Raw genomic sequence first — 24,565 nt, forward strand, 5'->3', positions numbered from 1 at the left:
AATTTAAAAGGGGATATTTTATATCTTATTTTTAAATAGCCAAAATTTCGTTTGCAATAAGCTCTAAATCATCGGTAATTTTGTATAAATTTATATCTTCCTTTTTTATTGTTTTTTGGCTAACTAGCGTATTTTTTATAAACTCATCAAGCCCTTGCCAAAACTCACTCCCAAAAAGAAAAATTTTTACTTTTTTGCTACCAACTTGAGCAAGTACTAAAATTTCAAAAAGTTCATCAAGAGTACCAAAGCCGCCCGGAAAGACGACAAATGCGACTGAGCGATCGGTAAGTGCAAATTTTCTTGGGCTTAAATTTGAAAAGAGATATTTTGCTGTGACATAAGGGTTTGTATTTTGTTCAAACGGAAGCCTCACATTTAAGGCTATACTTGGCGATTTTGCACTATCAAACGCACCCTTGTTTGCAGCTCTCATTATGCCGTCTCCGCCACCAGTTAAGATGGCATATCCCAGCTCGTTTAGTTTGTAAGCTAGTTCATAAGCCTTTTTGCAATAGAAATTTTCTTCATCAAATCTAGCCGAGCCAAAGAAGGTAACATTTTTATTTTTATATTTTAAGACGTTTGGAAAATTTAAAAGATCACTAACTAATTCATTATTCATTATTTTAACTGTTGAAGCCTCTCGCGTTTTGAGCCTATCTGAGTGATCTGGATGCCAAAGTTTCCATCGATTATGACAACTTCGCCAAGAGCTATTACCTTATCGCCGATCAAAATTTCAAGCGGATCATTTGCTAATTGATTTAACTCGATAACTGAGCCAATATCCATGGTAAGCACATCTTTTAAAAGCATTCTTTTTGAGCCGATACGAACACGAATAGGCAGCCTAACATCCATTATAAGACCGATATTTCTCATCTCTTCAGCGCTAAAATCGCCCTTAGCTACGTGAGGAGTGCTCGCTGGTGCAGCTGGTGCTTCGGTCTTTGTTGGCTCAAAAAATTTCATCAAAGAATGATCGCAAGCAAAACCGATATGCTCACTTAGATCTTCGATTTTGACATTAAATAAAAATAACTTTTCATAAACACTAAAATCAAGTGAAGAATTTTCATCTAAAAAATTTACATTTATTACTTCAAAATTTATCTTTGGCATGCCCTTTTGAGCACCCAAGGATGTACTAAAAGCACTAAAAAGGTTTGAAAATATCTCTTTTGCGGCGTCAAGCTCATCACTGCCTAAATTTTCATTCTTTGAAATTTCCTCTTCGCCCATCATCCATTCGCTAATGGCACTTATTAAAACCGGAGTGCATACTATCTCTGTTTTAGCATTGATGTCGCCACTTAAAGAGATATTAGCCATCACTACTGGCGGCTTTATGCCATTTTGCGTTGGTGCATCAAATTCATTTCTTTCACCAACCTCTGGAGCTCTGCCCGTAAGTCCTTCGATAGTAGCTTTTAATTCATTAGAAAATATATTAAAAAAATCATTCATCATCTTCGTCGTCCTCTTCTTCTTCCATTTTGCGCTCATTAGCTTCATACGCCATTAGCTTCGCTTTTCGCTCTTCTTCGTATTTTTCTAAGATATTTTTGATCTCATCTTTATCGGAGCGTATTAGCTGCTCAATTCTTATAGATTTTCTAAATCTATGAAGTCCAACTTCAGCCAAGAAAACTTCTTTTTTATCTATACAAACGATCGCCTTATCATCAGCTCCTCTATCAAGTCTTAAAATATCGCCTTCTTTTAAATTTAAAAACTCATTTACGCTAATGATCGATTTGCCAAGTATAGCTTCATATAAAATTTCTGCTCGTCCGATAAGTGTTTTTAGCTCTTTGTTTCTGCTCTTTTTTGCACTTGTTTCACCAAGCATAATGTCCCTGTTTGCAAGGCGTGAGAGTATCGGTTCTAGGTAGATAACCGGATAGCATAAATTTATCATACCGCTTGAGCCACCAACTATGATCTCCATAACGACCATGATGACGATCTCGTTTTGAGAGACGATCTGTACGACATTTGGACTGCTCTCTTTTGCTTCCACATTTGGGTACATATCAGTTATCATCGACCAACTCTCTTTAAGACGCTGCATGATCATTCTAAGCACCGCATCAAGCAAATTTACTTCAATGTCGGTTAGTTCTCTATTTGCCTCAAAATTTTCACCAGTTCCGCCAAGCAAACGATCTATCATAGGAAAAGCAATGCTTGGATTTATCTCCAAAACACAGTTTCCATCAAGTGGCTTTATAGAAAAGACGTTGAAACTAGTTGGACTTGGCAAACTCATTAAAAATTCGCCATAAGTCATTTGATCAACACTGTGAAGTCTGATCTCGACAATACTTCTCATCACACTAGAAATTTGACTAGCTAAATTTCTAGCAAGCTTATCATGGATGCCTTTTATCGCACGAAGCTGCTCTTTACTAACGCGGTTTGGACGCTTAAAATCATAAATAATAATCTGCTTTTGTTCGCCTTGTGATCTCTCTTCAACCTCGATACTACTCGTATCGCCGTCTTCATCAACAACTTCAAGTAGCGCATCTATCTCTTCTTGACTTAAAATATCAGCCATTAAACCCCCAAGCTACGCCTGATACGATCAAGCAAACGTTTATGAATTTGTGAAATTCTACTCTCGCTGATATTCATAATCTGGCTTATCTCTTTTAAATTTAGCTCTTCATAATAATAAAGCTGAACCAACATCTGATCTCTTTCGTCAAAATCTTTTAAAGCTTCTTCTATTTTTAAAATGAGATCCTCTCTCTCAATGCTTTTCTCGACATCATTTTGACCAATTAGCTCCATTTGCTCGTCTATTGGTAAGATAGTAATGATACCGCTAACACCTCTTGCCTCTCTTATCTTCTCAATATCTTCATTAAGCTTTTCGGCCAAATACTCATCGCTTGGCTCTTCTTCAAATTCATTAAAATAGTTATCTATCTCACTATTTATGCTCTTTACTAGCTTTCTATCGCTTCTGCTAACAACATCAAGCGTCCTTAGATAATCAAGCATGGAGCCATAAATTCTCTTTTTGCCATAACCCCAAAAAGAGTCATTTTGCTCCTTGTCATACTTCCTGCTAAGTTTTATCATCTCTTCAACACCAATGCTTATTAGGTCATTTGTATCTATGCTTGATGGCAACCTCTCTTTAAGTCTAAACGCCATTGCACGCAGTGCTGGCATATATTTTAAGACTATCTCGTCTTGTTCTTTTTTTATCGTATTTTTATAAGCGTTAAGCTGCTTTTGCTTTAACTCGTGCATTTCGTTTACCAGAATCAAAATTTTCAGCAGTCATTTTTACCATTATATTTTCCATACGCTTTTCTCTAGTATTTAGCTCAGAGATGAGATAGTCTGCGATCTCTTCGTGTTTTTGTTTGTCAAAAATTTTAGTTAAAGCCCTTTTCACATCGATGTAGTTCATGATAACAATGTGAATTATAAGATAAAAAAACAAAGTAATAACTAGTGTATAAACAAGCATTTCGATAGGCTCACTCACCTTTAGCAAGGTAAAAACTATACCTACAAAAAAACCACAAACCGTAAAAAATGCTATAAAATTTTCTGCACGCAAAGCTCAATCTCCATCAAAATTGTTCTATCAAACGCTTAAAGAAGCCCCCAAAGCTCCTGCTTTGCTCATCGTCAAGCACTTTTCGTTCCAACCTATAAAGCAAATTCGAAGCTATCTGTTTTATCTGAGCACTAGGCTCAGCATAAGCAGCATCTTCTGTAAAAAGCGTTCGTTGTTTTATGCTTCTTGAAACATTCTTATCAGAAGCTACAAATCCTATAAGCTCTAAATTTAAGCTAGGCCCGATATTTGCATTAGCAACGCGTTTGATATTTTCATAAATTCTAGTCGCTTCTGCTTCATTTTTTACCATATTTAAAAGCAAAAGCTCACTATTTTTAAACCTTGAGACGATCTTTATGACAGCGTATGCATCAGTTATCGCCGCAGGATCAGGCACAGTCACCACCACGACCTCATCAGCCGCTTCTAAAAACAGCTGCGTGCTGCCGCCTATGCCAGCTCCGGTATCAATGATTAAAAAATCAAGCTCATCAAGCTCGCTCGCCTCATCTAAAAACCTCTCAAATAAAAATTGATTGTTAAATTTCAAAATTTCATCGCCGCTTTCACCAGGAATGAGGATCAAATTTTTATTTATAGGTATCAAGATATCTTTTAGGCTGCACTCGCCTTTTAGCACGTGAAGCAGGTTCTTGCCCATTTTTACATTTAAGATGACATCAAGGTTTGCAAGGCCGATATCAGCGTCAAATAGTCCTACTTTGTAGCCATTTTTTGATAAAACATTTGCCAAATTTGCACTTATCGTACTCTTGCCAACACCGCCTTTGCCGCTAGTTATCGCAATAAAATGTGTATTTTTACTCTTGCTTTGAGACTGGACTAAACTTTGTAATTTTTGCGCTTGATTATTCATCGCTAGCCTTTTGCTTTGTAAAGCCGTCAAACACGCACTCTACTAAAAATTCGCTCTTTGCCTCCACAAGATCATCAGGCACCTCTTGGCCCACACTAAAATAGCTAACTGGCGTATTTGTCTCATATATCAGCGAAAAGACATTGCCAAAAATTTTTGTCTCATCAAATTTGGTTATTATAAGTGTGTCGATGTCTAAAAACGAAAATCCATTATAAATTTCTATCAGATCCTCAACTTTTGAACCAGCCGAAAGGACCAAATTTACATCTATCTTTGCACCGCTATGCTTTAAAAATTTATCAAGCCTTTCAAGCTTTTCTTTGTCATACTGCGAATTTCCAGTCGTATCAATAAGTATCACATCACAATAATTAAGCTGCTTTATAGCATTTTGAAAGTCATCTATCTCGATAACATCGAGAATAGGCAGCTTCATCATCTTAGCGTATTGAAATAGCTGTTCGACCGCTCCAATACGATATGTATCAAGCGTGATGATGCCTGTTTTATAGCGTTTTTCATTGCCGTAAGCAAAACGAGCCGCGAGCTTTGCAAGTGTCGTCGTCTTACCAACCCCAGTTGGACCAACTAGCATCATGATACGTTGTTTTTTATCGCTTGGCTCCTTTCTGCAAGGTAGCATATTTCGCAAAAGCGAGTAGAAATATCTTTTTACTGCGGTTGGATTGCTCTTCATCGAAACTGGCAAATTTTCAAGCGTCGTTTGCATGATAGCCTCTAAATGCTCTTCTTTCATACCGCTTTGCTTTGCGAGCTTATAGATACTAGCAAATTCTGGCGGGATCGAAAGATTATTGCGATTTGGGGCTTTTTCGTCCCAGATCATGTCAGTTATGAGCCCTATTTTCTCGCTTAGCACGCTTACTTGCTTTGCCACATCGTCTATTTTTTTATTCATACCATTTGGTATGCTCGACTCTTTATCTTTAACATCATCGATATTTACATTTGCGATCGTGCTTATCTCTTTTGCAGCAGCTGAGATATTTAAAAGCACGCTCTCGTTTGGATCATAAGGCTCTGGCGATGCTGTCTTTGCCTCAAATTTAGCCGGCTCCTCTTTTATCTCAAATTTTGGCTTAGCAGGCTCATAGTTTTTATTGAATTTAGAGTAGGCATTTTCGTAGTTTATAGCTTTTGTATTTGGTTTTGGAGGTTGCTTCACGTCGTCTTCTTCGACACTTACTAAAATTTCATAAAGCGGTTTTTTATTTATCGTTTTGGCTTGAATCTGTTTTGTAGTAACTAGTATGGCCTTTTCGCCGCACGTTTCTTGAGCCTTTTTCAAAGCCTCGATGGTGCTCTCGCCTGTAAAAGTATGAAATTTTGTAGCCATTTATATCCTTTTAACCTCTCATAAGCCCTAGTGGCACGATCACGCTAAGCCTCTTATCGGCTCCTGGGTGTGGGACGATAAGGCGCGGCGTCTTATAGACTTTTTTACTAAAATACAAAATATCCAGATCAAGCGTGCGTGGCGCATTTTTAAATGTCCTCACGCGCTTAAATTTACTCTCATAGTGCCTTAAAATTTTTAGTAAATTTCTAGGCCCCAGAGATGTTTGTAAATTTATAACAGCGTTACTAAAATCATCCTGCGCTTCGTAGCCAAACGCCGCATTTATAAGGATCGGCGAGACTTCAACCACGTGAAAACGCCTATCTTCACTAATCGCTCTTATAAATTTATCAAACCTCTTTGCGCTATCGCCGATGTTGCCACCCATGCCAACTAGCGCCTCATACTTAAACTCATCTCTTTTATGAAAAAAACTAGGGCAAAAACGGCTTTTTACGATCTTTCTTGCTCCAGCTAGCCTCATAAAATCTCGCACCCACCTTCTCTTGCGACCACCACGTCCTCGATGCGCACGCCAAATTCATTTTCTAGATAAATTCCAGGCTCCACGCTAAAGACCATGCCCTCTTTTATGAGCGTTTCGCTTTTTGCTGAGATAACTGGGAGCTCGTGTATATCGACACCCACGCCGTGTCCTGTCGAGTGAAAAAAGGCCTTTTCATATCCAGCCCTTGCTATCACGCTTCTTGCTGCAAGGTCTATCTCGCACGCCCTAACGCCAGCTCTAGCGACCTTTATCGCAGTAGCCTGAGCCTCTTTTACGATCTCGTAAATCTCTTGCATCTTTGCGTTTTTAAATTTTTGCTCCTTTGAGAAGTTAAAATTTTCATCAAAGCAAGCAGTCCTGGTGCGGTCAGAGCAGTAGCGCTTAAATTTTACCCCGGCATCAAGTAGTAGCAAATCGCCTTTTTTTAAAATTTTATCCCCGGGCAACGCGTGCGCTTTTGCGGCATTTTCGTTTATCGCTACGATCGGATCAAAGCTAAGACCTAACTCGTTTTTTTGTCTAAAGATAAGCGAGGCGTTAAAATGAAGCTCTTTTTCGCTCATCCCCTCGCCATTTTCACGCACAAATTTAGCAAATTCATCAAAGCATTTTGCTCCAAATTCGCTAGCTTTTTTTAAAATTTTTATCTCATCTTCGCTCTTGCAAATTCTCTTTAGCCTAGAAAAATTTGGCTTTGGCTTGAAATTTATCTTAAAACCTTTGCTAAGCGCGTTATATTCGCTTAAACTTAACTCATCAGGATTAAAAACGAGGCTGCTTGGCTTCATCTTTCTTAAAAATGCCCTAACCTCGCTTATTAAATTTCTCTGCGCTAAAAGAACGACCACGCCAGCATTTACGCAGCTTTTTGCCTCAAAATAATACCTCGCGTCTGTGAAAAAGTATTTCACGCCGTCAAGGCATAGCAAAAACTCATTATCGCAGCTATAACCGCACTCGTAAAATACGGCGTTTTCGTCCTTTAAAATGAAATTCATTGTGCTTTTTGATTTGCTCTTACTGCTTTGATTTGCTCAAAAATTTGAAGCATGCCTATCATCGCCAAATGATAGCCAACTGGTCCAAAGCCCACGATCTGGCCTGCTGCAACTGGTGCGATGAGGCTTTTGTGGCGGAACTCTTCTCTTCTATAAACGTTGCTGATATGCACCTCGATAACTGGCAGCGCAACCGCACTTAGCGCGTCACGGATAGCGATAGAGGTGTGAGTGTAAGCGGCTGGGTTTATGATGATGCCGTCAGCATCTCCCAAGCACTCTTGGATCTTATCGACTAGCTCGCCCTCAAGGTTGCTTTGAAAAAACTCGATCTCGACGTCATTTTGATCGGCAACGATCTTCATTTGAGAGTGGATATCCTCCATCTTCATAACGCCATAAATTCCTGGCTCTCTAGCGCCAAGCATATTGATATTTGGGCCTTGGATAACCATTATTTTTAGCTTCTTATCCATGTCACTCCTTTTTGATTAAATAGCCCAAATTATACATTTTCGTTCCTAAATTTTCGCTACAATAACAAAAATTTAAGGCTCAAATGTGGAAATTTTAAAAGCAAAAAAAATAATCACTGGCGGAGAAAATCCAAAAATTTTAAGAAATTCTTGTGTCGTTATTGATGATGATAAAATTTTAGAAATTTTAAGCGAGAAAGAGGCGCAAAAGAAATTTAAAGAAGCGAAAATTTGTGACTTTGGTGATAGTGTGATCGCCCCAGCCTTTATAAACTCGCACGTTCATTTAGAGTTTAGCTCAAACGTCAGTACCCTAAAATACGGCGACTTCATAAAATGGCTTGGCTCCATCATCGATAAAGGGAGCGAGCTAGCTAAGATGGATGCTAAAAAGGCGATGAATGAAGCTATAAATTCGATGCTAAAAAGCGGAATTTGCACCGTTGGTGAGATTTCTAGTTTTGGCTCGGAGCTTGAAATTTTAGCCGCTAGTCCGCTAAAAGTCGTACTTTTTAGTGAAATTTTAGGCTCAAGCGAGCAAATGACCCACCAAAATTTGCAAAATTTCTTAGCCAAATTTGAAAAAACAAAGGACTACAAAAGTAAAAATTTCACCCCAGCCATCTCGCTGCACTCGCCCTACTCTGTGCACCCCAAGCTTGCCAAAGCCGCCCTTGAAATGGCTAAAAAAGATGAGCTACTTGTAAGCACGCACTTTTTAGAGAGCAAGGCTGAAAAGCAATGGCTAGAGCATAGCAGTGGTGGCTTTAAAAAGCATCTTTTAAGATTTAGCCCTGATCCAAAGCCGATGTATGACACAAAGGGTTATTTTGAGATGTTTCGTGAGATAAATACGCTATTTACGCACTGCGTTTATGTGAGCGATTTTGCTAAATTTAAGCCTCATCACAGCGTGACGCACTGCGCCGTTTCAAATAGGCTACTTGGTAAAAAGGCGCTAAATTTAAAAGAAATTTTCAAAAACAATGTCAGTCTGAACATCGGCACAGACGGCCTTAGCTCAAATATCAGCCTAAATTTTTGGCATGAGCTAAGAGCTGCCCTATTTACCCACACGAGCCTTGATCTAAACGAGCTTGCCACTAGGCTTTTTGTCGCTGCAACGCATGGTGGAGCAAAAGCGCTTAGAACAAATAACGGCGAAATAAAGGCAGGACGAGCGGCCGATCTTGCCGTCTATAACGACCTAGAGTGCGATGATAGCGAGCTAATACTTCAGCTCATACTTCATACAAATGAGGCTAAAAAACTATATATCGGAGGCAAAATTTGCAAATTTTAAGGCTTATTTTTAGAGGATTTTTGGGAATTTTTAAATTTATCAACAACTACTTTAAGGCGCTCATATTTTTACTCATCTTATTTTTCGTATTTGCGCCAGATGGTAAGATGAAAGAGCCAAATTTAGCCCGCATAGACATCACCGGCACGATAATGGATACTAGTGAAATTTTAGAAGCGCTAGAAAAAGCAAGGCTTGATAACAACATCAAAGGCGTGCTGCTCTACATCGACAGCCCAGGCGGCGCGCTAAGTCCTAGCGTGGAGCTAGCTATGGCGGTCAAGCGACTAAAAGAGAGCAAAAAAGTACTCGCATACGCAGCTGGCAACATGGCAAGTGGCAGCTACTACGCTGGCGTAAATGCCGACACTATCGTCGCAAACCCAGGCGCTTTCATAGGCTCGATCGGCGTCATCATGCAAGGGGCAAACATCGAAAATTTAGCCAAAAATTTAGGCGTGAGCGAGCAAGTAGTGAAGGCTGGCGAGTTTAAAGAGGCTGGCACATTTATGAGGAGCTGGAGCAAGCAGGAGCGTGAGAGCTTGCAAGAGCTCGTAAATGACGCTTATATGCTCTTTGTAAGTGACGTGGCGGAGGCTAGAAATTTAGACATCAAGAAAAAAGATGAATGGGCAAATGCAAGGGTCTTTTTAGCACACAATGCCCTTAAAATAGGGCTTATTGATAGCATTGGCAGTTACTTTGACGCTCAAGATACTCTAGCACACCTAAGCATGGTAGATGAGCCAATCTGGCAAGAAAAACCAGCTATTGAAAAAATAATGGATAAATTTACAAAGCAAGGCATAAACTCGCTTTTTAGTGCATTTTTCGAAACAAAGCTTAGATAATTTTTCAAAAATTTATAAATTTAAGCACCAAACAATAGACTAAAAGAGTTTTAAATAAATCCTTTTAGCCAAGTCAAATGCTAAAATTTCGTAATATTTTTTAGCTTAAACTCATAAAGTAGATTTTGGATTTTGTCCGCTGATTTTATATCTAAACCAAGATCATTTGCCAAAATTTTATAATAAATTTGCGGGCTATCTTTTAGATTAATTGGCGGTGATTTTGAGCTTTTTGAGAGCTTTTTGCCATCTTTTAAAAGTAGCTTATGATGAATAAAATTAGCATTATAAAAGCTAAAATTTAGCCTTTTTGCAAGGTATCTTTGAGCTAGCGTGCAAGCCTTTAAATCCTCGCCTCTAACAACCAAATTTACGCCCATATCTTCATCATCTATCACACTTGCAAAGTTGTAAGCCGGAGTAAAATCTTTTTTATAAATCACAAAATCGCCCATTTGCTCTGCCACAAGCTTACCAAGAGGATCACCCTCATCTACGCTTAGCCTAATGGCAGTATTGTCTTTTATAAATTTTAGATTTTTATTTTTACAAATTTTAGTGTAAATGCCGTTTTCATAGGCATTCTTTGTAGTTCTTGAACATTCGCAGATATAAATTTCATTAAGCTTTTTTAGCGCACTTTTATATCTTTGAGACCTTGTTTTAAAGCTAAAATTACGCTCAAAGTCACTTACGCTAATTGGCCCTTTATCATATTCAAGCCCTAAAAATTCTAAAACATCAAAGATATTTTGAACAAATTCTTGCCGGTATCTAACAAGGTCATAATCATCGATACGTAAGTGCAAAATACCATTTACCGAACGTGTCAAAAGATAAGTCAGGATGAAGTTATGAGCATTGCCAGCATGCAAAAAACCACTAGGCGTAGGAGCTATACGGGATACTATGCCACCATTTGGTGGCAAATAGTCATTAATCCCTTGGTCTAGCCTCATTTACCCTTAAAGTACGTCCGCCTAGTTCTTTTTCATTTAGTGCGTCTATAGCTTTTTGTCCCTCATTTGCATCGTCCATTTCAACAAAGCCAAAGCCTTTTGAGCGATCAGTTTCTCTATCTTTTACTATTTTTGCTCGCCTTACTTCACCAAATTGTGCAAAGGCTTCCTTTAATTCTGCCTCTGTCGTTCTATACGACAAATTTCCTACATAAATATTCACAGGAGTGTTCCTTAAAAAAATTACCGATTTATTCGGTTAGTGTGATAATAGCTAATTTTCGTCAAAAAGATGTAAAAAATCAAAAATTTATTATATTTTTTTGAAAAATATTCTTAAAAGCTACAAGCTCGTATATATAGAACTTTTATAACTATCACTAAACAAAATCTAATCTTAAGTTTAAAAAGAATAATTAAATAAAAAACTATTTTATCTTTATAAGCTATTTATAAAGTAAATCATTCTTTACTTGAAGATAGGCTTCATCGCCAAGTAAATTTTTAACTATAAAAAGTGCAAATTCCATTGAAAAAGCAGGACCTTTTGCTGTAATAATATTTTGATCCCTCAATACACTCTTGCCGTTATCATAACCCCTTTTATCACTTTTTACATTTTCTTCAAATCCTGGATAACAAACAAAATGATCCTTTAGTACACCAGCACCCTCAAGCACCATAGGAGCAGCACAAATGGCACAAATAAGCTTATTGCTTTTATCAAAATTTTGCAAAATTGCTTTGAGCCTTGTATCGTTTGCTAGATTGCTAGCTCCTGGAAGTCCGCCAGGAAGGACGATCGCATCGTAGTCTAGCTCCTTCATCTCGCGAAGTGTCACATCAGCTTTTACGCATATATTGTGACATCCTTTGATATTTACGTCATTTAGCCCAACAATAGAAGCTATCGCTCCAGCTCTACGTAAAACATCAACAGAAGTTAGTGCTTCTATCTCCTCAAATCCTTCAGCTAAAATCACAGCAACTTTTTTCATAAATTTATCCTTTCAAGTAATATGTTTTATTTGTTAAGTAAAATTTTATATAATATTGGCTTATTTCACAAGAAAGGACAGAGCATGCAAGTAAAAATTATTTACTGCAACTCTTGAAACTATCGTCCGGTAGCTTCTCGTGTAGAAGATGAAATAAAAGCGAACTTTAGTGATGCAAGAGTCGAAAAGGTTATAGGTGATGGTGGAAATTTCATCGTCGAGGTTGATGGAAATGTTATATTTTCCAAGAAAGATCGCATCGGAAATGATGAAGCGAGATTTCCTCACGGTGAAGAGATCACAACTCTTATAAACAAATATCTTAAAGAAAAGTCGGCTTAATGCTAGCTACCGAGACGGGAAACCGTCTCGTTTTTTCCCTGTTTTTGACTTACGGTTCTACTATCCTAATATAAAAAATTTTATAGTTAAAACATTTACTTATCTCGCTAAGAATTTTCATTATTTTATATATTTTTTGATTTTTAAATATTTTATGAGCCGATATTTGGCTATATTTGATTTTTATAGAGTATAAAAATTTTTGTGCATTCTATGCTAGTGCTACTTGAAATTTTACAATGTATGAAATGAAGTTTTTTGCTAAAGCCAATACTTTTTAAATAGTGGCTTTAGCTAAGAATTAGGCTTACTAAACGTAAATTTAGTAAGAAAGATTAAGCTGCTTTATTTATTTGCGCGCTCGATATACTCGCCGCGAACTGTATCCACGCGGATGACCTCGCCTTCTAGTACGTGAAATGGTATCTGAACAACCGCACCACTCTCAAGAGTAGCTGGCTTTTTACCGCCTTGTGTATCGCCCTTGAAATTTGGTGGAGTCTCAACTATCTTTAGCTCGACTACTTGTGGCACTTCAACGCCGATCGCATTGCCATTGTGAAATAAAATTTCAACCATCATGCCATCGATCATCCATTTCTTAACGTCACCCACGTCCTCGTCGCTGATCGCAACTTGCTCATAAGTAGCCGTATCCATAAACTGACAAAACTCTCCATCATCATAAAGATACTGCATCTCTTTTTCTTCAAGATGTGGTTGCTCGCACTTGTCACCTGCGTGAAAAGTCTTTTCGAGCACCTTTCCATCGATGAAAGATTTTATCCTTGCACGAACAAAAGCTGCACCTTTACCCGGTTTTACGTGTTGATATTCTACGATTTTATAAGGAACACCGTCGATTTCTATCTTTAATCCCTTTTTTAGATCGCCCATTGAATATGAAGCCATTTTTTATCCTTTCAAAATTTATATAACTGCGTATTGAGCCCAAACGCAAGCTTCAAGCGCGTTTAATCTCTCTAGCGTTTCTATTTTTATATGTTCATCAACCAAGATGACCGCAAGCGCCATGCCGTGCTCATCTCTGCCAAGACGGAAGTCTGCGATGTTTATCTTCTCGTCAGCTAAAATTTTACTGATCTGAGCGATAACGCCTGGTACGTCATGGTTTTTAAAGATGATCATCTTGCCTTTTGGCTTAAAGTCAGTCTTAAAGCCATTGATTGTCACGATGCGTTGCTGATTTTCACCAAACACCGTGCCGCCAACCGTTGCGATGCCCTTTTCGGTCGTGATGCGAACAGTAATTTTATTTTTAAAAATGCTATTACCGCCAGCAATGGTTTCTGTCACTATGCCTTTTTCATCGCATAAAAATTTGGCATTTACGTAGTTTATCGCATCACCTAGACTCTCTTTTAGTGCGCCAACTATGGCAAATGTTAGCAGTGAGTTTGCGTATTCGCTGATTTGACCGTGAGTTTCTATGCGGATAGCCTTGATAGCGCTTTTATTGATCTGTGCTGCAAGAAATGCCATCTTGCTCGTAAGATCGATATAAGGCTCAACAAATGGTGGTAGATCTTCTGTTTTTATAGGTAAATTTAACGCATTTGGATAGCTTATACCACGAGCTGCTAAAATAGCTTGTTCGACTGCCTCAACTGCGATATTTCGCTGCGATTCAAGCGTATTTGCTCCAAGATGCGGTGTGACGCTTACATTATTTAGATCAAGAAGCGGATGATCAGTTGCTGGCTCTCTTGTAAAAACATCAATACCAGCAAATGCTATTTTGCCACTTTTTAGTCCTTCATAAAGCGCTTCTTCGTTATAAAGACCGCCTCTAGCGCAGTTTATAAGTCTTACGCCATCTTTCATTTTTGCGATCTCTTTAGCGCCTATCATATTGGTCGTCTCTTTAGTTTTTGGTGTATGTATCGTGATAAAATCACATGCTAAAATATCATCAAAATTTTTAGTATAAGTACCGCCCATATCGATAACTTTAGATGGATCAATATATGGATCATAAGCGATGATCTCCATACCAAAAGCTTTTGCACGAACAGCTACTCTCGAGCCAATATTTCCAAAGCCGATCACGCCAAGCTTTTTCTTAAAAAGTTCAACCCCATACCATTTCTCACGCTTCCAAATTCTATCTAGCTTTAGATCATTATGAGCGTATTCAAGAGATCTAGCTGAAGCTAGCATATGAGCCATTGTTAGCTCAACTGCAGCAATAGTGTTTGCAGTTGGAACGTTCATAGCTATTATGCCACGCCTTGAGCATCCTTCTATATCAACATTATCCACACCAACACCAGCTCTAACGATAGCTTTTAGTTTTTTACCAGCGTTTAAAAAGGCCTCGTTTACTTCAGTTGAGCTTCTTGTTATAGCAACATCAGCCTCGCCTAAAATTTTTAAAAGTTCATCTTTGGGAGTATTAACTGCGTCTATTACATTTATATCTTGCTCTTTTTTTAAAAGTTCAAAACCTACTGGATGTATCGCATCGCAAACAATGATAGTTTTCATAATTTTACCTCTCTCACACTTGAGTGGATATCATAAACTCTTAGTTCTAAAATGATATTTTGTAGAAGTTTAGAGTCTTGAGTATTTAAAAATATCTGGCTTTTTGCACCATCTTTTACAACAGTAAAATCGACCTCACTTTTTCTTAAAGTCTGCATCAAACAAAACATTGAATAGATATCATTTTTATCTATCAAAAGCTCATATGCAGTAATCTTTGGTTTTTCTATTTTGGGTCGGTTGTATTCTATAAAAATTTCATTTACAGGCAGCACATAATCTCTTTTTCTAATAGTTGCTAGCTCACTCATCCAGTTAATATTACTGGTCGTGTTTCTGGTTAAATTTTGCTCATTTGTGATATTTTCTTCAGGTATTTGACTGAAATTTACACTTGCAAATTTAACAAGAGAAATTCCAACCAAACCCAATATTACAAATAGCAGGACAACTACTAATAAAAGTATGCGTCTGCCCATTTAAACTAAAGTAATTGTTCTTTTATAATATCGCCAAGTGTTATTTTATCATCGTTATCATTGATCTCATTTAACACTTCACGCTCTTTTTGTTTTGCTAAACGGCGTATGCTCAGGCGAATTCTATTTTTCTTCTCATCGATAAATGCGATAGCTGCTTCGATCTCATCGCCGATCTTAAGTGTGCTAACATCTACACTACCTAGATCTTCTTTGCGGATCAGCGCATCAACGTTATCACCAAGCTCTACAAATACGCCAAAGTCTTTAATGTCGCGAATTGTTCCTTTTACGATATCACCTACATTAAATTTATCAGCAAATGCTTGAACTGGACTTTGTTTTAGATCTTTTAGACTAAGTGAAACTTTTTGTTCAGCGCTATCGATTTTAATAATTTTTACTTCAAGCTCGTCACCAGCTTTAAACATGTCTTTGCATTTATCGTTTCTATCCCAAGATGCGTCTTCGTTATGCAACAAGCCTTCAACGCAACCCACTCTAACAAATGCACCAAAATTTGTGATAGTTGTCACAACGCCTTTTACTACGTCACCTTCTTTGTGTTTTGCCTTAAACTCATCAAATGGCTTTGGAAGTAAATTTTTAAGACTCACTCTTAAGCGGTGTCCTTTTGCATCTATCTCAATAACCTCAACATCAATTTCTTGGCCTTCATTGATGTGATCTTTTGGATTTTTTATATTTTTGTCCCATGAAATTTCAGATATATGCAAAAATCCTTCAATATCATTTCCAAGATCGACAAATGCGCCGTAAGGCTCGATATTACTAACTGTAACTTTGATAGTGTCGCCAACTTCTAGGCCGTCGCTTATGATCTCTTCCCAAGGATCTGGAGTAGCTGCCTTGATAGATAAAGACAAGTGGCGTTTTTCGTTGTCATAGCTGATAACTTTAACTAAAACTTTATCACCTTCTTTATATAGTGAGCTAGGATTTACTGGACCCTTATAGCTTATCTCACTATAATGCACAAGCCCATCAACTCCTCCGACATCAACAAACATACCATAAGTTGTGATTTTTTTAACTGTACCCTCTATAACGCTATCATTTTCTACTATGCTTGATAGAGCTTCTTTACGCTTTTTGCGGTCGTCATCTAAAATTTTCTTTCTAGAGACAACTATGCTATTTTCTTCTTTATCAATTTTTATAACTCTTACTTTATATGTTTTACCAATTACACCTTCAGCATTTTTAAAGCCACTGTGAGTTTTTGGTAAGAAAAATTCCACGCCATTTGCATCTTGAGTTATAAAGCCACCTTTATTTTTTCCAACTACTTTTACGTCGATTTCGCCAGAATTTTCAGGATCGTAAGCTTCGATGAAAGCTTTAACTTTCTCTTTTCTAAGTGCTTTTTTGTGCGACACTATAGGTCTTCCATTTCTTGATCCAGTTATTACAACTTTGATCGTATCGCCAACTTTATGCGTCAGGTTGCCATTTGCATCAGTGATCTCAGAAACATTTAAAATGCCCTCTGATTTCTTGCCAACGTCGATTAAAACCTCATCGCCATTGATACTGACGATCTTTGCGTCACTATCTTCTTCAGTCTTTTTAAAAGACTCCTCTAACATCGCAGCAAAATCGATATCTTCGATATCTTCGTCTTTTGCTTTTCCTAATTGAACACTTTTGTTCACAGCCATCTTGATCCTTTAAATTTTATTATGCCAGTAGAGGCAAATTGGCTTATTATAGTTAATTGTGGCTTTAGCTAGGATAAATTTTATACTTTTTTGATTCTGTCAACGACTTTTTGTATGATCCAGTCAGGCGTACTTGCACCCGCACTTATGCCACACAAATTTTTGCCATCAAACCATGACTTTTCAAGCTCTTCTTCACTTTCTATCAGGTAGCTATCTTCGCAGAAATTTTTAGATATTAGATAGAGTTGTTTTGTATTTGAGCTATTTTTTCCGCCGATGATTATCATCACGTCAGCTCTTTTTGCCAAATTTTTAGCAGCCTCTTGGTTTTCAAATGTTGCGTTGCAAATCGTATTAAAAACACGCACCTCTTTTACGTGAAGCATAAGGTAGTTTGCGATCTGCATAAATTTCTCGACTTTTCTAGTCGTTTGACTAACAAGAGCGACTTTTTGCTTAAATTTAATATCCTCTAGCTCGCTCTCTTCAAGCACGACATAGACGTTACCCTTGGCGTATGACTTCACGCCTTTTACCTCAGGGTGGTGCATGTCGCCATAGATCACCACATCATAGCCCTCTTCGCTCATTTTTTCACAAATTTGCTGTGGCTTTGTCACAAACGGACAAGTTGCATCGATCACTTTTATATCTGTCTTTTTTAGCTCTGCAAGGTCATTTTTAGTGATGCCATGAGTGCGGATGATCGCCTTTTTCTCATCTTTTAGCTCGTCTATGCCATCAAGTGTTTTTACATTGTAGTTTTTCTCAAGCCTGTTTATCTCTTCGTTATTATGAATGAGTGGCCCAATGGTCGCAGCATCTCCTGCATTTTCAGCAATCTTTATCGCCCTTTTTACACCAAAGCAAAATCCATAACTACTAGCAAGCTCAATCTTCAACTCTAGCTCCCATTTTCTTTAAAATTTCAGCAAAATTTGGAAACGAAGTGGCGATAAATTCGCTCTTTTCTATCTGCATGCCACATTTTAGTCCAAGCACAGCAAAGCTCATAGCGATCCTGTGGTCTCCGTGACTATCGATCGTGGCAAATTTAGCCTCTGAACCATTTATGATAAAACCATCTTCAAGCTCACTAGCATCGACACCACACTGCTTTAATGCATTTATCGTGACAGCAATTCTATCGCTCTCTTTTACACGAAGCTCTTTAGCATTTGTCAGCTTGCTTTGGCCTTTAGCGCAGGCAAATGCGATGGCTAAAGCTGGAGCTTCGTCAATGAGCCACGAGATATTTTCGCTAACCTCTACACCTTTTAAATTTGGTGAGTACTTGATCTCGATATCGCCGATATCTTCATATTTGCTTGAAGTTTTGTGAAATTTTATCTCAGCGCCCATTTTCTCTAAAATCCTGTAAGCTTCGATGCGAGTTTTATTTAGCAAAATATTTTTTAAAATAATGTGTGAGCCCGGAATTATAAGTGCTGCGACTGCAAAGAAAAATGCAGAACTTGGATCATTTGGCACGTCTATATCAAGTGGCGCAAGTGGGGCTTTCATCGGCTCTAGCGTGATCTCTAGGTCGTCACGCCTTATATCAGCTCCCATGCCAGCAAGCATGCGCTCAGTATGATCCCTGCTTAGCTCTGGCTCGCTAAATTTGCAGCCATTTGAGTAAAGAGCCGCTAGTAAAAGCGCACTTTTTACCTGAGCTGAGGCGATCTTGCTCTCAAAACTAAACCTTTCAAATTTCGTCCCTCTTATGCAAAGAGGAGCGTTGTTTGCGTTGTTTGCGCCATCTATCTTTGCACCCATATCGTTTAGAGGTTTTGCTATTCTAGCCATTGGACGTGAGTTTAAATATCTATCGCCACTTAGCACAAAAAAGCCCTCCTGCGCGGCTAATAGCCCCATAAAAAGCCTCATCGCTGTGCCTGAGTTGCCGCACTCCAAAATTTCATTTGGCTCTTTTATCTTTTGTGGCGGAGTGATCACTATCTCAGCTCCGTTATCTTCGATCTTTGCGCCAAGGAGCTCGACTATTTTTAAAGTATTTAGCGTATCACCTGCTCTTAGGTAGTTTCTAATGCGAGATGGCTTGTCGCTTAAAAGTGAAAACATCGCGCATCTATGCGAGATAGACTTGTCAGCTGCGATGTCATCGATGGTTAAATTTAGACTTTTTTCTAGTGGGTAAATTCTCATCTTATTCCGATATTTAGTTGCTCTTTTAGCTCACTTAAAATTTTATCCATAAGCGCGTTTATATCGTCATCTTCGAGCGTTTTTTCCATATCTTGGAATGTAAATTTAAGGCTAAGGCTGATCGCGCCGTTTAGTTTCGCATCTTTATAGATATCAACCGGCAAGAACTCTTTTAGCTCTTTTAAATTTAGCCCTCTTATGCACTCATAAATTCGTCCAGCCTCGAAATTTTCAGGCACGATGAGGCTAAGATCCCTTGTAGTGCTTTGAAATTTTGAGTATGGCGCTGCTAAGATCGGTTCAAATTTAAGCTTTGCAAAATCAATCTCACAAACATAAGTTTTAGGCAGATCCCTTTTTGCCTCTACTCTTGCATCGACTCTGCCGATATAGCCAATCTTTTCGCCATTTTGATAGATATGTGCCTGCTCGTATAGGCTAAGATATGAGATCTCACGGCAAGGTTTTAGCTCAAATTTACCTATGACATTTTGCACCATCGCTGCAAATGCGTAGAAATTTGCCTCTTCGCCCTTTGCGCCATTTATGAGTGTTGGCTCTTTTAAGAGGCCAGATACGACAAAGCCTAAATTTAAGCCCTGGTTTGCATTTTCATCAAAAACTTCGCCAAGCTCAAAAAGTCTAACTGAGCGTTTTGAGTTTTTGATGTTTTTCTCGCTTGAGCTTAAAAGGTGATTAACAAGGGCTGGTCTAAGCGTGTTTAGCTCGTTGTTTATAGGATTTAGTATCTTGATCTTGCAAGGTTTGAAATTTAGCTCACCTAGCTCATCAAGGCTGTCAAATACGTAGTGCACGCTTTCAAAAAAGCCATTGTCGGCTGCACGACGCCTTAAATTTAAAGCATTTTTATAGTCAAAATATGTCTTATTTAGCCTATTTTTCTCAGAGAAATTTAGTGGTTTTGAGGCGATATTGTCTATGCCTACTATCCTTACGATCTCCTCGCAAACATCGTGAGAATTTACTATATCATGGCGAAATAACGGCACTTTTACATTAAAGCTTTCTTGCTCAACATTTACTGCGATCTCAAAGCCAAGTTTCTTTAAAATTTTAACGACATCATTTCTAACAATATCTTGACCGATCATATTTTTAAGCTCAAAAAGAGATATGCTTAGTGTTATAGGCTCGGTGTTTAAAAGCGACTGCTGTGAGCCAGCAAAGAGATTTAGAGCATCTTTAAAATTAGCAAGCCTTTTAAATAAATAATCCGCACCATAAGCCAAATTTGGCTCGCTACCACGACTTGAGCGATAAATTTGATCGCCCTTTGGTAAATTTTTATTTTCAAAAATAGCTTTTGAAACTACATCTGGCTTTACATAGCTAGCTTCTACTAGGATCACTTTTGACTTCTCATCTACCCTTGCTACGTCACTTTGGTAAATTCCAGCAATGCCCAAATTTTTATCCCCGCAATAAACGACACATTCGCCATTTTCGCCATTTTTTATATCAAAAACAGCTTTTTCGCCTTCACTTACTAATTTAGCGTGATCATAAGCCCTAAATAAAACACCCGTGCAAAATGTCGCGTATTCAAGCAGTCTCTCAACTAAATTTGTCTTTTGGCACTCTATTAATGCTAGACGCATGCGAGTTATTAGACTTTCATATAGTCCCTCTTTTAGTTCAAAAGCCTTATATAAAAATGACCCATTTACTTTATCCTCTGCTCGCACAGAAGCTATTCTACCAATACCTAGTAAATTTTCGCTCTCATCGTCTTCGTGACTATCTTTCATATTTAGATCAAGCGCTGCACAAATTTCTCTTGCGATGCCATGTAAATTTTGGCAATCGCCTCTGTTTGCTGTGACATCAACTTCGATTATCGTATCTTTAAATGCCTCAAATTCACTAAGACTTGTACCAAGTTTTAGCTTGCCGATACTCTCATCAAGTGGCAAAATTCCATCATTTACCTTTGGAAGTCCCAGCTCGCTTGAAGAGCAGATCATGCCACTTGACTCAATACCTCTTAGCTTTGCTTTTTTTATCTCAAGACCATTTGGCATAGTCGTGCCAATAAGTGCAACTGGCACAAATTGACCAGCTTCAACGTTTTTAGCTCCACACACGATCTGAAGCGTCTCTCCGCCAACATCGACTTGACAAACGCTTAGCTTATCGGCATCTGGGTGCTTCTCTCTACTTTTTATGTAGCCAACCACAATACTCTTTGGTAAATTTATCTCTTTATAGCTATCAACCTCTAACCCGATAGAATTTAATGTCTTTGAAAGTGTCTCGCCGCTAACGTCGCTAAGGTCGATCCACTCGTTTAACCAATGCTTTGAAATTATCATTTAAACTGCTCCAACAATCTTAAATCTCCCTCAAAAAGCGACCTTAGATCAGGCACTCTATGAAGCAACATCGCAAATCTCTCAACGCCAAGACCAAAGGCGTATCCACTTACATTTTTATAGCCAACCGCCTTAAATACATTTGGATCAACGACTCCGCATCCAAGCACCTCAAGCCAAGTAGTCTGCTTACACACCCTGCAACCCTTGCCATGGCAGAATATACAACTAATATCAACCTCTGCGCTAGGCTCCGTAAATGGAAAGAAACTAGGGCGAAAACGTACTTCAACATCGCCAAATATGTGCTTTAAAAAGCCCTCAAGCATTGATTTTAAATTTGCAAAACTAACTTTCTCAGCATCCTCCACCACAAGGCCCTCGACTTGGTGAAACATCGGTGTATGCGTTAAATCCATATCACGTCTAAAGACCGTGCCAGGCGCTATCATGCGAATAGGCGGCTTTTGATTTAGCATAGTTCGCACCTGAACTGGACTCGTATGTGTCCTTAAAAGTCTAAAATCATCTAGGTAAAATGTATCTTGCATATCCCGTGCTGGGTGGTATTTTGGTAAATTTAGCGCTTCAAAGTTGTGAAAATCATCTTCTATTAGTGGTCCGGTCTCGAGCGAGAAATTTAGAGCCAAAAAGTATTCAATTATCTTATCCATCGTAGCCATCACAGGGTGAAGCGCCCCGCTAGCAACAGGCTCGTTAAATAGCGTGATATCAGCGGCCTCTTTTTTCATCTTGTTATCTATCTCTTGTTCACTAAGCTCAGCCTTTTTAGCTTCTATTAGCGCGCCAAGTTCATCTCTTTGCTTATTTAAATTTGCTGCAAATTCCTTTTTCTCGTCCTCGCCAAGCTCTTTTAGCTTTGCAAAGCCTTGCGCCAAGATGCCCTTTTTGCCAAAAATTTCTACCCTGACTTTTTCCAAATCATCAAGCGTTGAAATTTCATTTTTGATTTTATTAACGAAATCTTGCAATTTTTTGCCTTTATAAATTTTTGAATCGATTTTATAGAAAAAGAGTTAAAATCAAGATAAAGAGCACGAAATTTAAGCACACTTTGATATAATTTTGCAAAATTTCAAAGGAGCTAAAATGACCATATTTGAAAAGATCGTAGCTGGTGAAATCCCTTGCAACAAAGTGCTTGAAAGCGAGAAATTTCTAGCTTTTAACGACATAAACCCAAAAGCACCGATCCACATCCTCATCATCCCTAAAAAACACTACAAAAACTTCCAAGAGATGGATCCAGTTTTGATGGGTGAGATGACTAAATTTATCCAAGAAGTGGCGAGCTTAATGGGCGTTGATAAGAGCGGATACCGCCTCATAACAAACTGCGGCGAAAACGGCGGTCAAGAGGTTATGCACCTACACTTTCACCTACTTGCTGGCGCAAAACTTGGCTGGAGTGAAGGCGTAGCTGATCCACAAAGCACATTTTAATAACTTATAAATCTTAGACTCAAAGCATGAGTCTAAGATTTTATTTTCTTGCAGCCTTAATAGCTTCAAGCAACTCTTCAAAACCTACTTTACTTGAGTTTTCGACATCTTTTAATATTTCAACACCAGGTAGATTTCCTTTGTCTTTATCAGCAAAAATAACCATCGCTTTTTCTAGTCCATGATGAACATTTTCATGATGAGCTGCGATACTTGAGAGAATTTTGGCATCTTTTACAAGAGTATTTTTCACATCTTTTTCATACCATTTGCCAAATCTACACTCATGAACATCTTGAATCTTGTTAAACTCATTTAAAAGCACGCCTCTATATCCATTTAGCTTCATATTTATATGATCTATTTTTCCATTACTTACATAGACTTCATTTGTAACATTTAAAGCCTGATTTAGGATATTTTGCGTATTTGCATTTACGCTTGAGATATTTCCTTCAAATCCACCTAAAATTTTCATAGCATTTGCAGAAATTTTTGAAAAATTCTCACTCATTTCGATCATCGTGTTTGCACTTTGTTTAAGGCCATTTATATTTACTTCTACTTCAAGTGTCGCTTTTTGAGTGCGTTCAGCTAGCTTTCTAACCTCATCTGCCACGACGGCAAAACCTCGTCCATGCTCACCAGCACGGGCCGCCTCGATCGCAGCATTTAGAGCTAGTAAATTTGTCTGATCTGAGATGTCTTTAATGAGATTTATAATCTCAACAATCGAATTTACGCTTCCATCAAGTGAAGATGCATCATTTGAAAGGTCATTGCTCATCTGGCTTACTTGCTCAATCGAGTTTAAAATTTCAGCCGTTTGCGACTTGAGTTCGCCTGTCTCTTTGAAAGTCTTTTCATTTAATCCGTTTATACTTTCAAGCATTTTTAGGTTTTCTTCCATTGTTAATTGCAAGAAATTTATACCATCTTGATAACTTGAAAGCAATAAATTTACAGCCTCTTGCTTATCCTTGGCTTGCTCTTTTGGCTCGCAAGTTTTAACGTTTTTTAGCTCATTTTTAAGTGCTAAAATTTCAGCCTTTAAAGCTTCATTTTCTCTTTGTAAAGCTTCATTTTTACTAGAAAGCTCTTTATTTTTGCCATCAAAAAACATTTTTCATCCTTTAAAATTTGTAGATTTTGCGTAATTATATTTAAATTTATTTCATAGAACTATAAATCTCCAAAATATTTTATATATTAGTCAACTCTTTTATTTTTTCGAACCACCCTTTTATTTCGTCAAAAGCATCAAGCTCTTCAAGCATTTCTTTTGTAAGTTGCTTTGAAAGCTCAGTAGCTATATATTTTTTTGATGTTCTAGCACTGGATATAGGTTCTATATCTTTATTTGTCTTATCTATATTTTGATTAATAAAATTTGGCAAGTCAAGACTATTCCATTCTTCTAACCAACCGTCACTTTTATTGTGAAAACAAGTTTCTATTAAATAAACGCTTTTAATTAAATCTGGATGTATGTAGTTTTCTATTTCAGCCTTCCTTGTAAGATAGCCTATGTTACCAGAATTTATAACTTTATCTAAATACTTTTGGTACTGATAGTGTTTAGCTGTGTCTTTTTGATTATAATCGCTATCATATATATGAATCTGCGGGATATTCAATTTTACTAAATAATTATAGTTTACAT

At 37.9% G+C, this 24,565-nt stretch carries 27 protein-coding genes and 1 pseudogene; 4 read left to right on the top strand and 24 right to left on the bottom strand.

Going from position 1 to position 24,565, the window contains the following annotated elements:
• Positions 1-31 precede the first annotated feature (31 nt).
• Genes CYP64_RS04820 through aroQ form a run of 10 tightly spaced genes read right to left on the bottom strand, consistent with a single transcriptional unit; the run spans position 32 to position 7,811 of the window.
• The gene (locus CYP64_RS04820; protein WP_103648879.1) at positions 32-625 is read right to left on the bottom strand and encodes a TIGR00730 family Rossman fold protein; all 594 of its coding nucleotides are present in this window, start codon (positions 623-625) and stop codon (positions 32-34) included.
• Positions 625-1,473 (bottom strand): flagellar motor switch protein FliY, encoded by an 849-nt coding sequence (gene fliY / locus CYP64_RS04825; RefSeq protein WP_072594737.1) that lies wholly within the window; start codon positions 1,471-1,473, stop codon positions 625-627. The genes CYP64_RS04820 and fliY overlap by 1 nt, the downstream gene beginning before the upstream one ends.
• Positions 1,463-2,566, bottom strand: coding sequence for a flagellar motor switch protein FliM (gene fliM, locus CYP64_RS04830; RefSeq protein WP_021090912.1), 1,104 nt, complete (start codon positions 2,564-2,566; stop codon positions 1,463-1,465). The genes fliY and fliM overlap by 11 nt, the downstream gene beginning before the upstream one ends.
• A complete protein-coding gene (locus tag CYP64_RS04835; protein WP_021090868.1) occupies positions 2,566-3,270 on the bottom strand; it encodes an RNA polymerase sigma factor FliA in 705 nt (234 codons plus the stop codon). Before CYP64_RS04835 ends, fliM begins: the two co-directional genes overlap by 1 nt.
• Positions 3,242-3,586, bottom strand: coding sequence for a hypothetical protein (locus tag CYP64_RS04840; protein WP_021090750.1), 345 nt, complete (start codon positions 3,584-3,586; stop codon positions 3,242-3,244). Before CYP64_RS04840 ends, CYP64_RS04835 begins: the two co-directional genes overlap by 29 nt.
• A gap of 13 nt (positions 3,587-3,599) precedes the next feature.
• Entirely contained in the window at positions 3,600-4,466 is an 867-nt protein-coding gene (locus CYP64_RS04845) for a P-loop NTPase (protein ID WP_103648880.1), read from the bottom strand.
• Positions 4,459-5,826 (bottom strand): flagellar biosynthesis protein FlhF, encoded by a 1,368-nt coding sequence (gene flhF, locus CYP64_RS04850; RefSeq protein WP_103648881.1) that lies wholly within the window; start codon positions 5,824-5,826, stop codon positions 4,459-4,461. Before flhF ends, CYP64_RS04845 begins: the two co-directional genes overlap by 8 nt.
• Before the next feature lie 10 nt (positions 5,827-5,836).
• A complete protein-coding gene (folK, locus tag CYP64_RS04855) occupies positions 5,837-6,313 on the bottom strand; it encodes a 2-amino-4-hydroxy-6-hydroxymethyldihydropteridine diphosphokinase (RefSeq protein ID WP_103648882.1) in 477 nt (158 codons plus the stop codon).
• Complete coding sequence (locus CYP64_RS04860) at positions 6,310-7,335, bottom strand: M24 family metallopeptidase (protein ID WP_103648883.1); 1,026 nt, start codon at positions 7,333-7,335, stop codon at positions 6,310-6,312. Before CYP64_RS04860 ends, folK begins: the two co-directional genes overlap by 4 nt.
• Positions 7,332-7,811, bottom strand: coding sequence for a type II 3-dehydroquinate dehydratase (gene aroQ / locus CYP64_RS04865; RefSeq protein WP_004317604.1), 480 nt, complete (start codon positions 7,809-7,811; stop codon positions 7,332-7,334). Before aroQ ends, CYP64_RS04860 begins: the two co-directional genes overlap by 4 nt.
• Before the next feature lie 85 nt (positions 7,812-7,896).
• Between aroQ and mqnF the strand changes: the two genes are divergently transcribed.
• On the top strand, positions 7,897-9,114 hold the full coding sequence (gene mqnF / locus CYP64_RS04870; protein ID WP_103648884.1) for an aminofutalosine deaminase family hydrolase: 1,218 nt from the start codon (positions 7,897-7,899) through the stop codon (positions 9,112-9,114).
• Positions 9,102-9,965: a signal peptide peptidase SppA gene (gene sppA, locus CYP64_RS04875; protein WP_103648885.1), complete on the top strand. Its 864-nt coding sequence runs from the start codon at positions 9,102-9,104 to the stop codon at positions 9,963-9,965. The genes mqnF and sppA overlap by 13 nt, the downstream gene beginning before the upstream one ends.
• 80 nt (positions 9,966-10,045) lie before the next feature.
• Here sppA and CYP64_RS04880 read toward each other — a convergent pair whose 3' ends face one another.
• From CYP64_RS04880 to CYP64_RS04890, 3 genes are all read right to left on the bottom strand, one after another.
• Complete coding sequence (locus tag CYP64_RS04880) at positions 10,046-10,924, bottom strand: glutamate--tRNA ligase family protein (RefSeq protein WP_103648886.1); 879 nt, start codon at positions 10,922-10,924, stop codon at positions 10,046-10,048.
• Positions 10,902-11,147, bottom strand: a complete 246-nt coding sequence (locus tag CYP64_RS04885; RefSeq protein WP_009294719.1) for an RNA recognition motif domain-containing protein — start codon at positions 11,145-11,147, stop codon at positions 10,902-10,904. The genes CYP64_RS04880 and CYP64_RS04885 overlap by 23 nt, the downstream gene beginning before the upstream one ends.
• A gap of 223 nt (positions 11,148-11,370) precedes the next feature.
• On the bottom strand, positions 11,371-11,922 hold the full coding sequence (locus tag CYP64_RS04890; protein WP_103648887.1) for a DJ-1 family glyoxalase III: 552 nt from the start codon (positions 11,920-11,922) through the stop codon (positions 11,371-11,373).
• 84 nt (positions 11,923-12,006) lie between these two features.
• Here CYP64_RS04890 and CYP64_RS04895 point away from each other — a divergent pair, with 84 nt between their 5' ends.
• A complete protein-coding gene (locus CYP64_RS04895; protein WP_258032945.1) occupies positions 12,007-12,264 on the top strand; it encodes a SelT/SelW/SelH family (seleno)protein in 258 nt (85 codons plus the stop codon).
• A 345-nt stretch (positions 12,265-12,609) separates the two neighbouring features.
• Here CYP64_RS04895 and efp read toward each other — a convergent pair whose 3' ends face one another.
• The 8 genes from efp to pheS form a co-directional block, all read right to left on the bottom strand.
• Entirely contained in the window at positions 12,610-13,176 is a 567-nt protein-coding gene (gene efp, locus CYP64_RS04900) for an elongation factor P (protein WP_103648888.1), read from the bottom strand.
• A gap of 18 nt (positions 13,177-13,194) precedes the next feature.
• A complete protein-coding gene (gene serA / locus CYP64_RS04905; protein ID WP_258032953.1) occupies positions 13,195-14,775 on the bottom strand; it encodes a phosphoglycerate dehydrogenase in 1,581 nt (526 codons plus the stop codon).
• Positions 14,769-15,197 (bottom strand): hypothetical protein, encoded by a 429-nt coding sequence (locus CYP64_RS04910; RefSeq protein ID WP_258032948.1) that lies wholly within the window; start codon positions 15,195-15,197, stop codon positions 14,769-14,771. Before CYP64_RS04910 ends, serA begins: the two co-directional genes overlap by 7 nt.
• Positions 15,198-15,256: 59 nt before the next feature.
• Positions 15,257-16,933: a 30S ribosomal protein S1 gene (locus CYP64_RS04915; protein ID WP_103648891.1), complete on the bottom strand. Its 1,677-nt coding sequence runs from the start codon at positions 16,931-16,933 to the stop codon at positions 15,257-15,259.
• An 80-nt stretch (positions 16,934-17,013) separates the two neighbouring features.
• The gene (locus CYP64_RS04920) at positions 17,014-17,838 is read right to left on the bottom strand and encodes a 4-hydroxy-3-methylbut-2-enyl diphosphate reductase (protein WP_103648892.1); all 825 of its coding nucleotides are present in this window, start codon (positions 17,836-17,838) and stop codon (positions 17,014-17,016) included.
• Positions 17,828-19,105 (bottom strand): 3-phosphoshikimate 1-carboxyvinyltransferase, encoded by a 1,278-nt coding sequence (aroA, locus tag CYP64_RS04925; protein WP_103648893.1) that lies wholly within the window; start codon positions 19,103-19,105, stop codon positions 17,828-17,830. Before aroA ends, CYP64_RS04920 begins: the two co-directional genes overlap by 11 nt.
• The gene (pheT, locus tag CYP64_RS04930) at positions 19,102-21,438 is read right to left on the bottom strand and encodes a phenylalanine--tRNA ligase subunit beta (protein ID WP_103648894.1); all 2,337 of its coding nucleotides are present in this window, start codon (positions 21,436-21,438) and stop codon (positions 19,102-19,104) included. The genes aroA and pheT overlap by 4 nt, the downstream gene beginning before the upstream one ends.
• On the bottom strand, positions 21,435-22,430 hold the full coding sequence (pheS, locus tag CYP64_RS04935; protein WP_103648895.1) for a phenylalanine--tRNA ligase subunit alpha: 996 nt from the start codon (positions 22,428-22,430) through the stop codon (positions 21,435-21,437). The genes pheT and pheS overlap by 4 nt, the downstream gene beginning before the upstream one ends.
• A 118-nt stretch (positions 22,431-22,548) precedes the next feature.
• On the opposite strand from pheS, the gene CYP64_RS04940 reads away from it, so the two are divergent.
• Positions 22,549-22,902 carry a histidine triad nucleotide-binding protein gene (locus tag CYP64_RS04940; protein WP_004317216.1) on the top strand — a complete coding sequence of 118 codons (354 nt, stop codon included), beginning with the start codon at positions 22,549-22,551 and terminating at the stop codon, positions 22,900-22,902.
• 40 nt (positions 22,903-22,942) lie between these two features.
• On the opposite strand, the gene CYP64_RS10505 is transcribed toward CYP64_RS04940, so the two are convergent.
• The 3 genes and pseudogenes from CYP64_RS10505 to CYP64_RS09980 form a co-directional block, all read right to left on the bottom strand.
• Positions 22,943-23,251 carry a CZB domain-containing protein gene (locus CYP64_RS10505; RefSeq protein WP_410369058.1) on the bottom strand — a complete coding sequence of 103 codons (309 nt, stop codon included), beginning with the start codon at positions 23,249-23,251 and terminating at the stop codon, positions 22,943-22,945.
• A gap of 84 nt (positions 23,252-23,335) precedes the next feature.
• Positions 23,336-23,614: pseudogene (locus CYP64_RS10510) on the bottom strand (methyl-accepting chemotaxis protein); the annotation flags it as partial.
• A 490-nt stretch (positions 23,615-24,104) separates the two neighbouring features.
• The coding region (locus CYP64_RS09980) for a hypothetical protein (RefSeq protein WP_219809697.1) at positions 24,105-24,565 on the bottom strand (461 nt) is incomplete at its 5' end.

The sequence above is a fragment of the Campylobacter concisus genome (assembly GCF_002913945.1).
GTDB lineage: Bacteria > Campylobacterota > Campylobacteria > Campylobacterales > Campylobacteraceae > Campylobacter_A > Campylobacter_A concisus_P.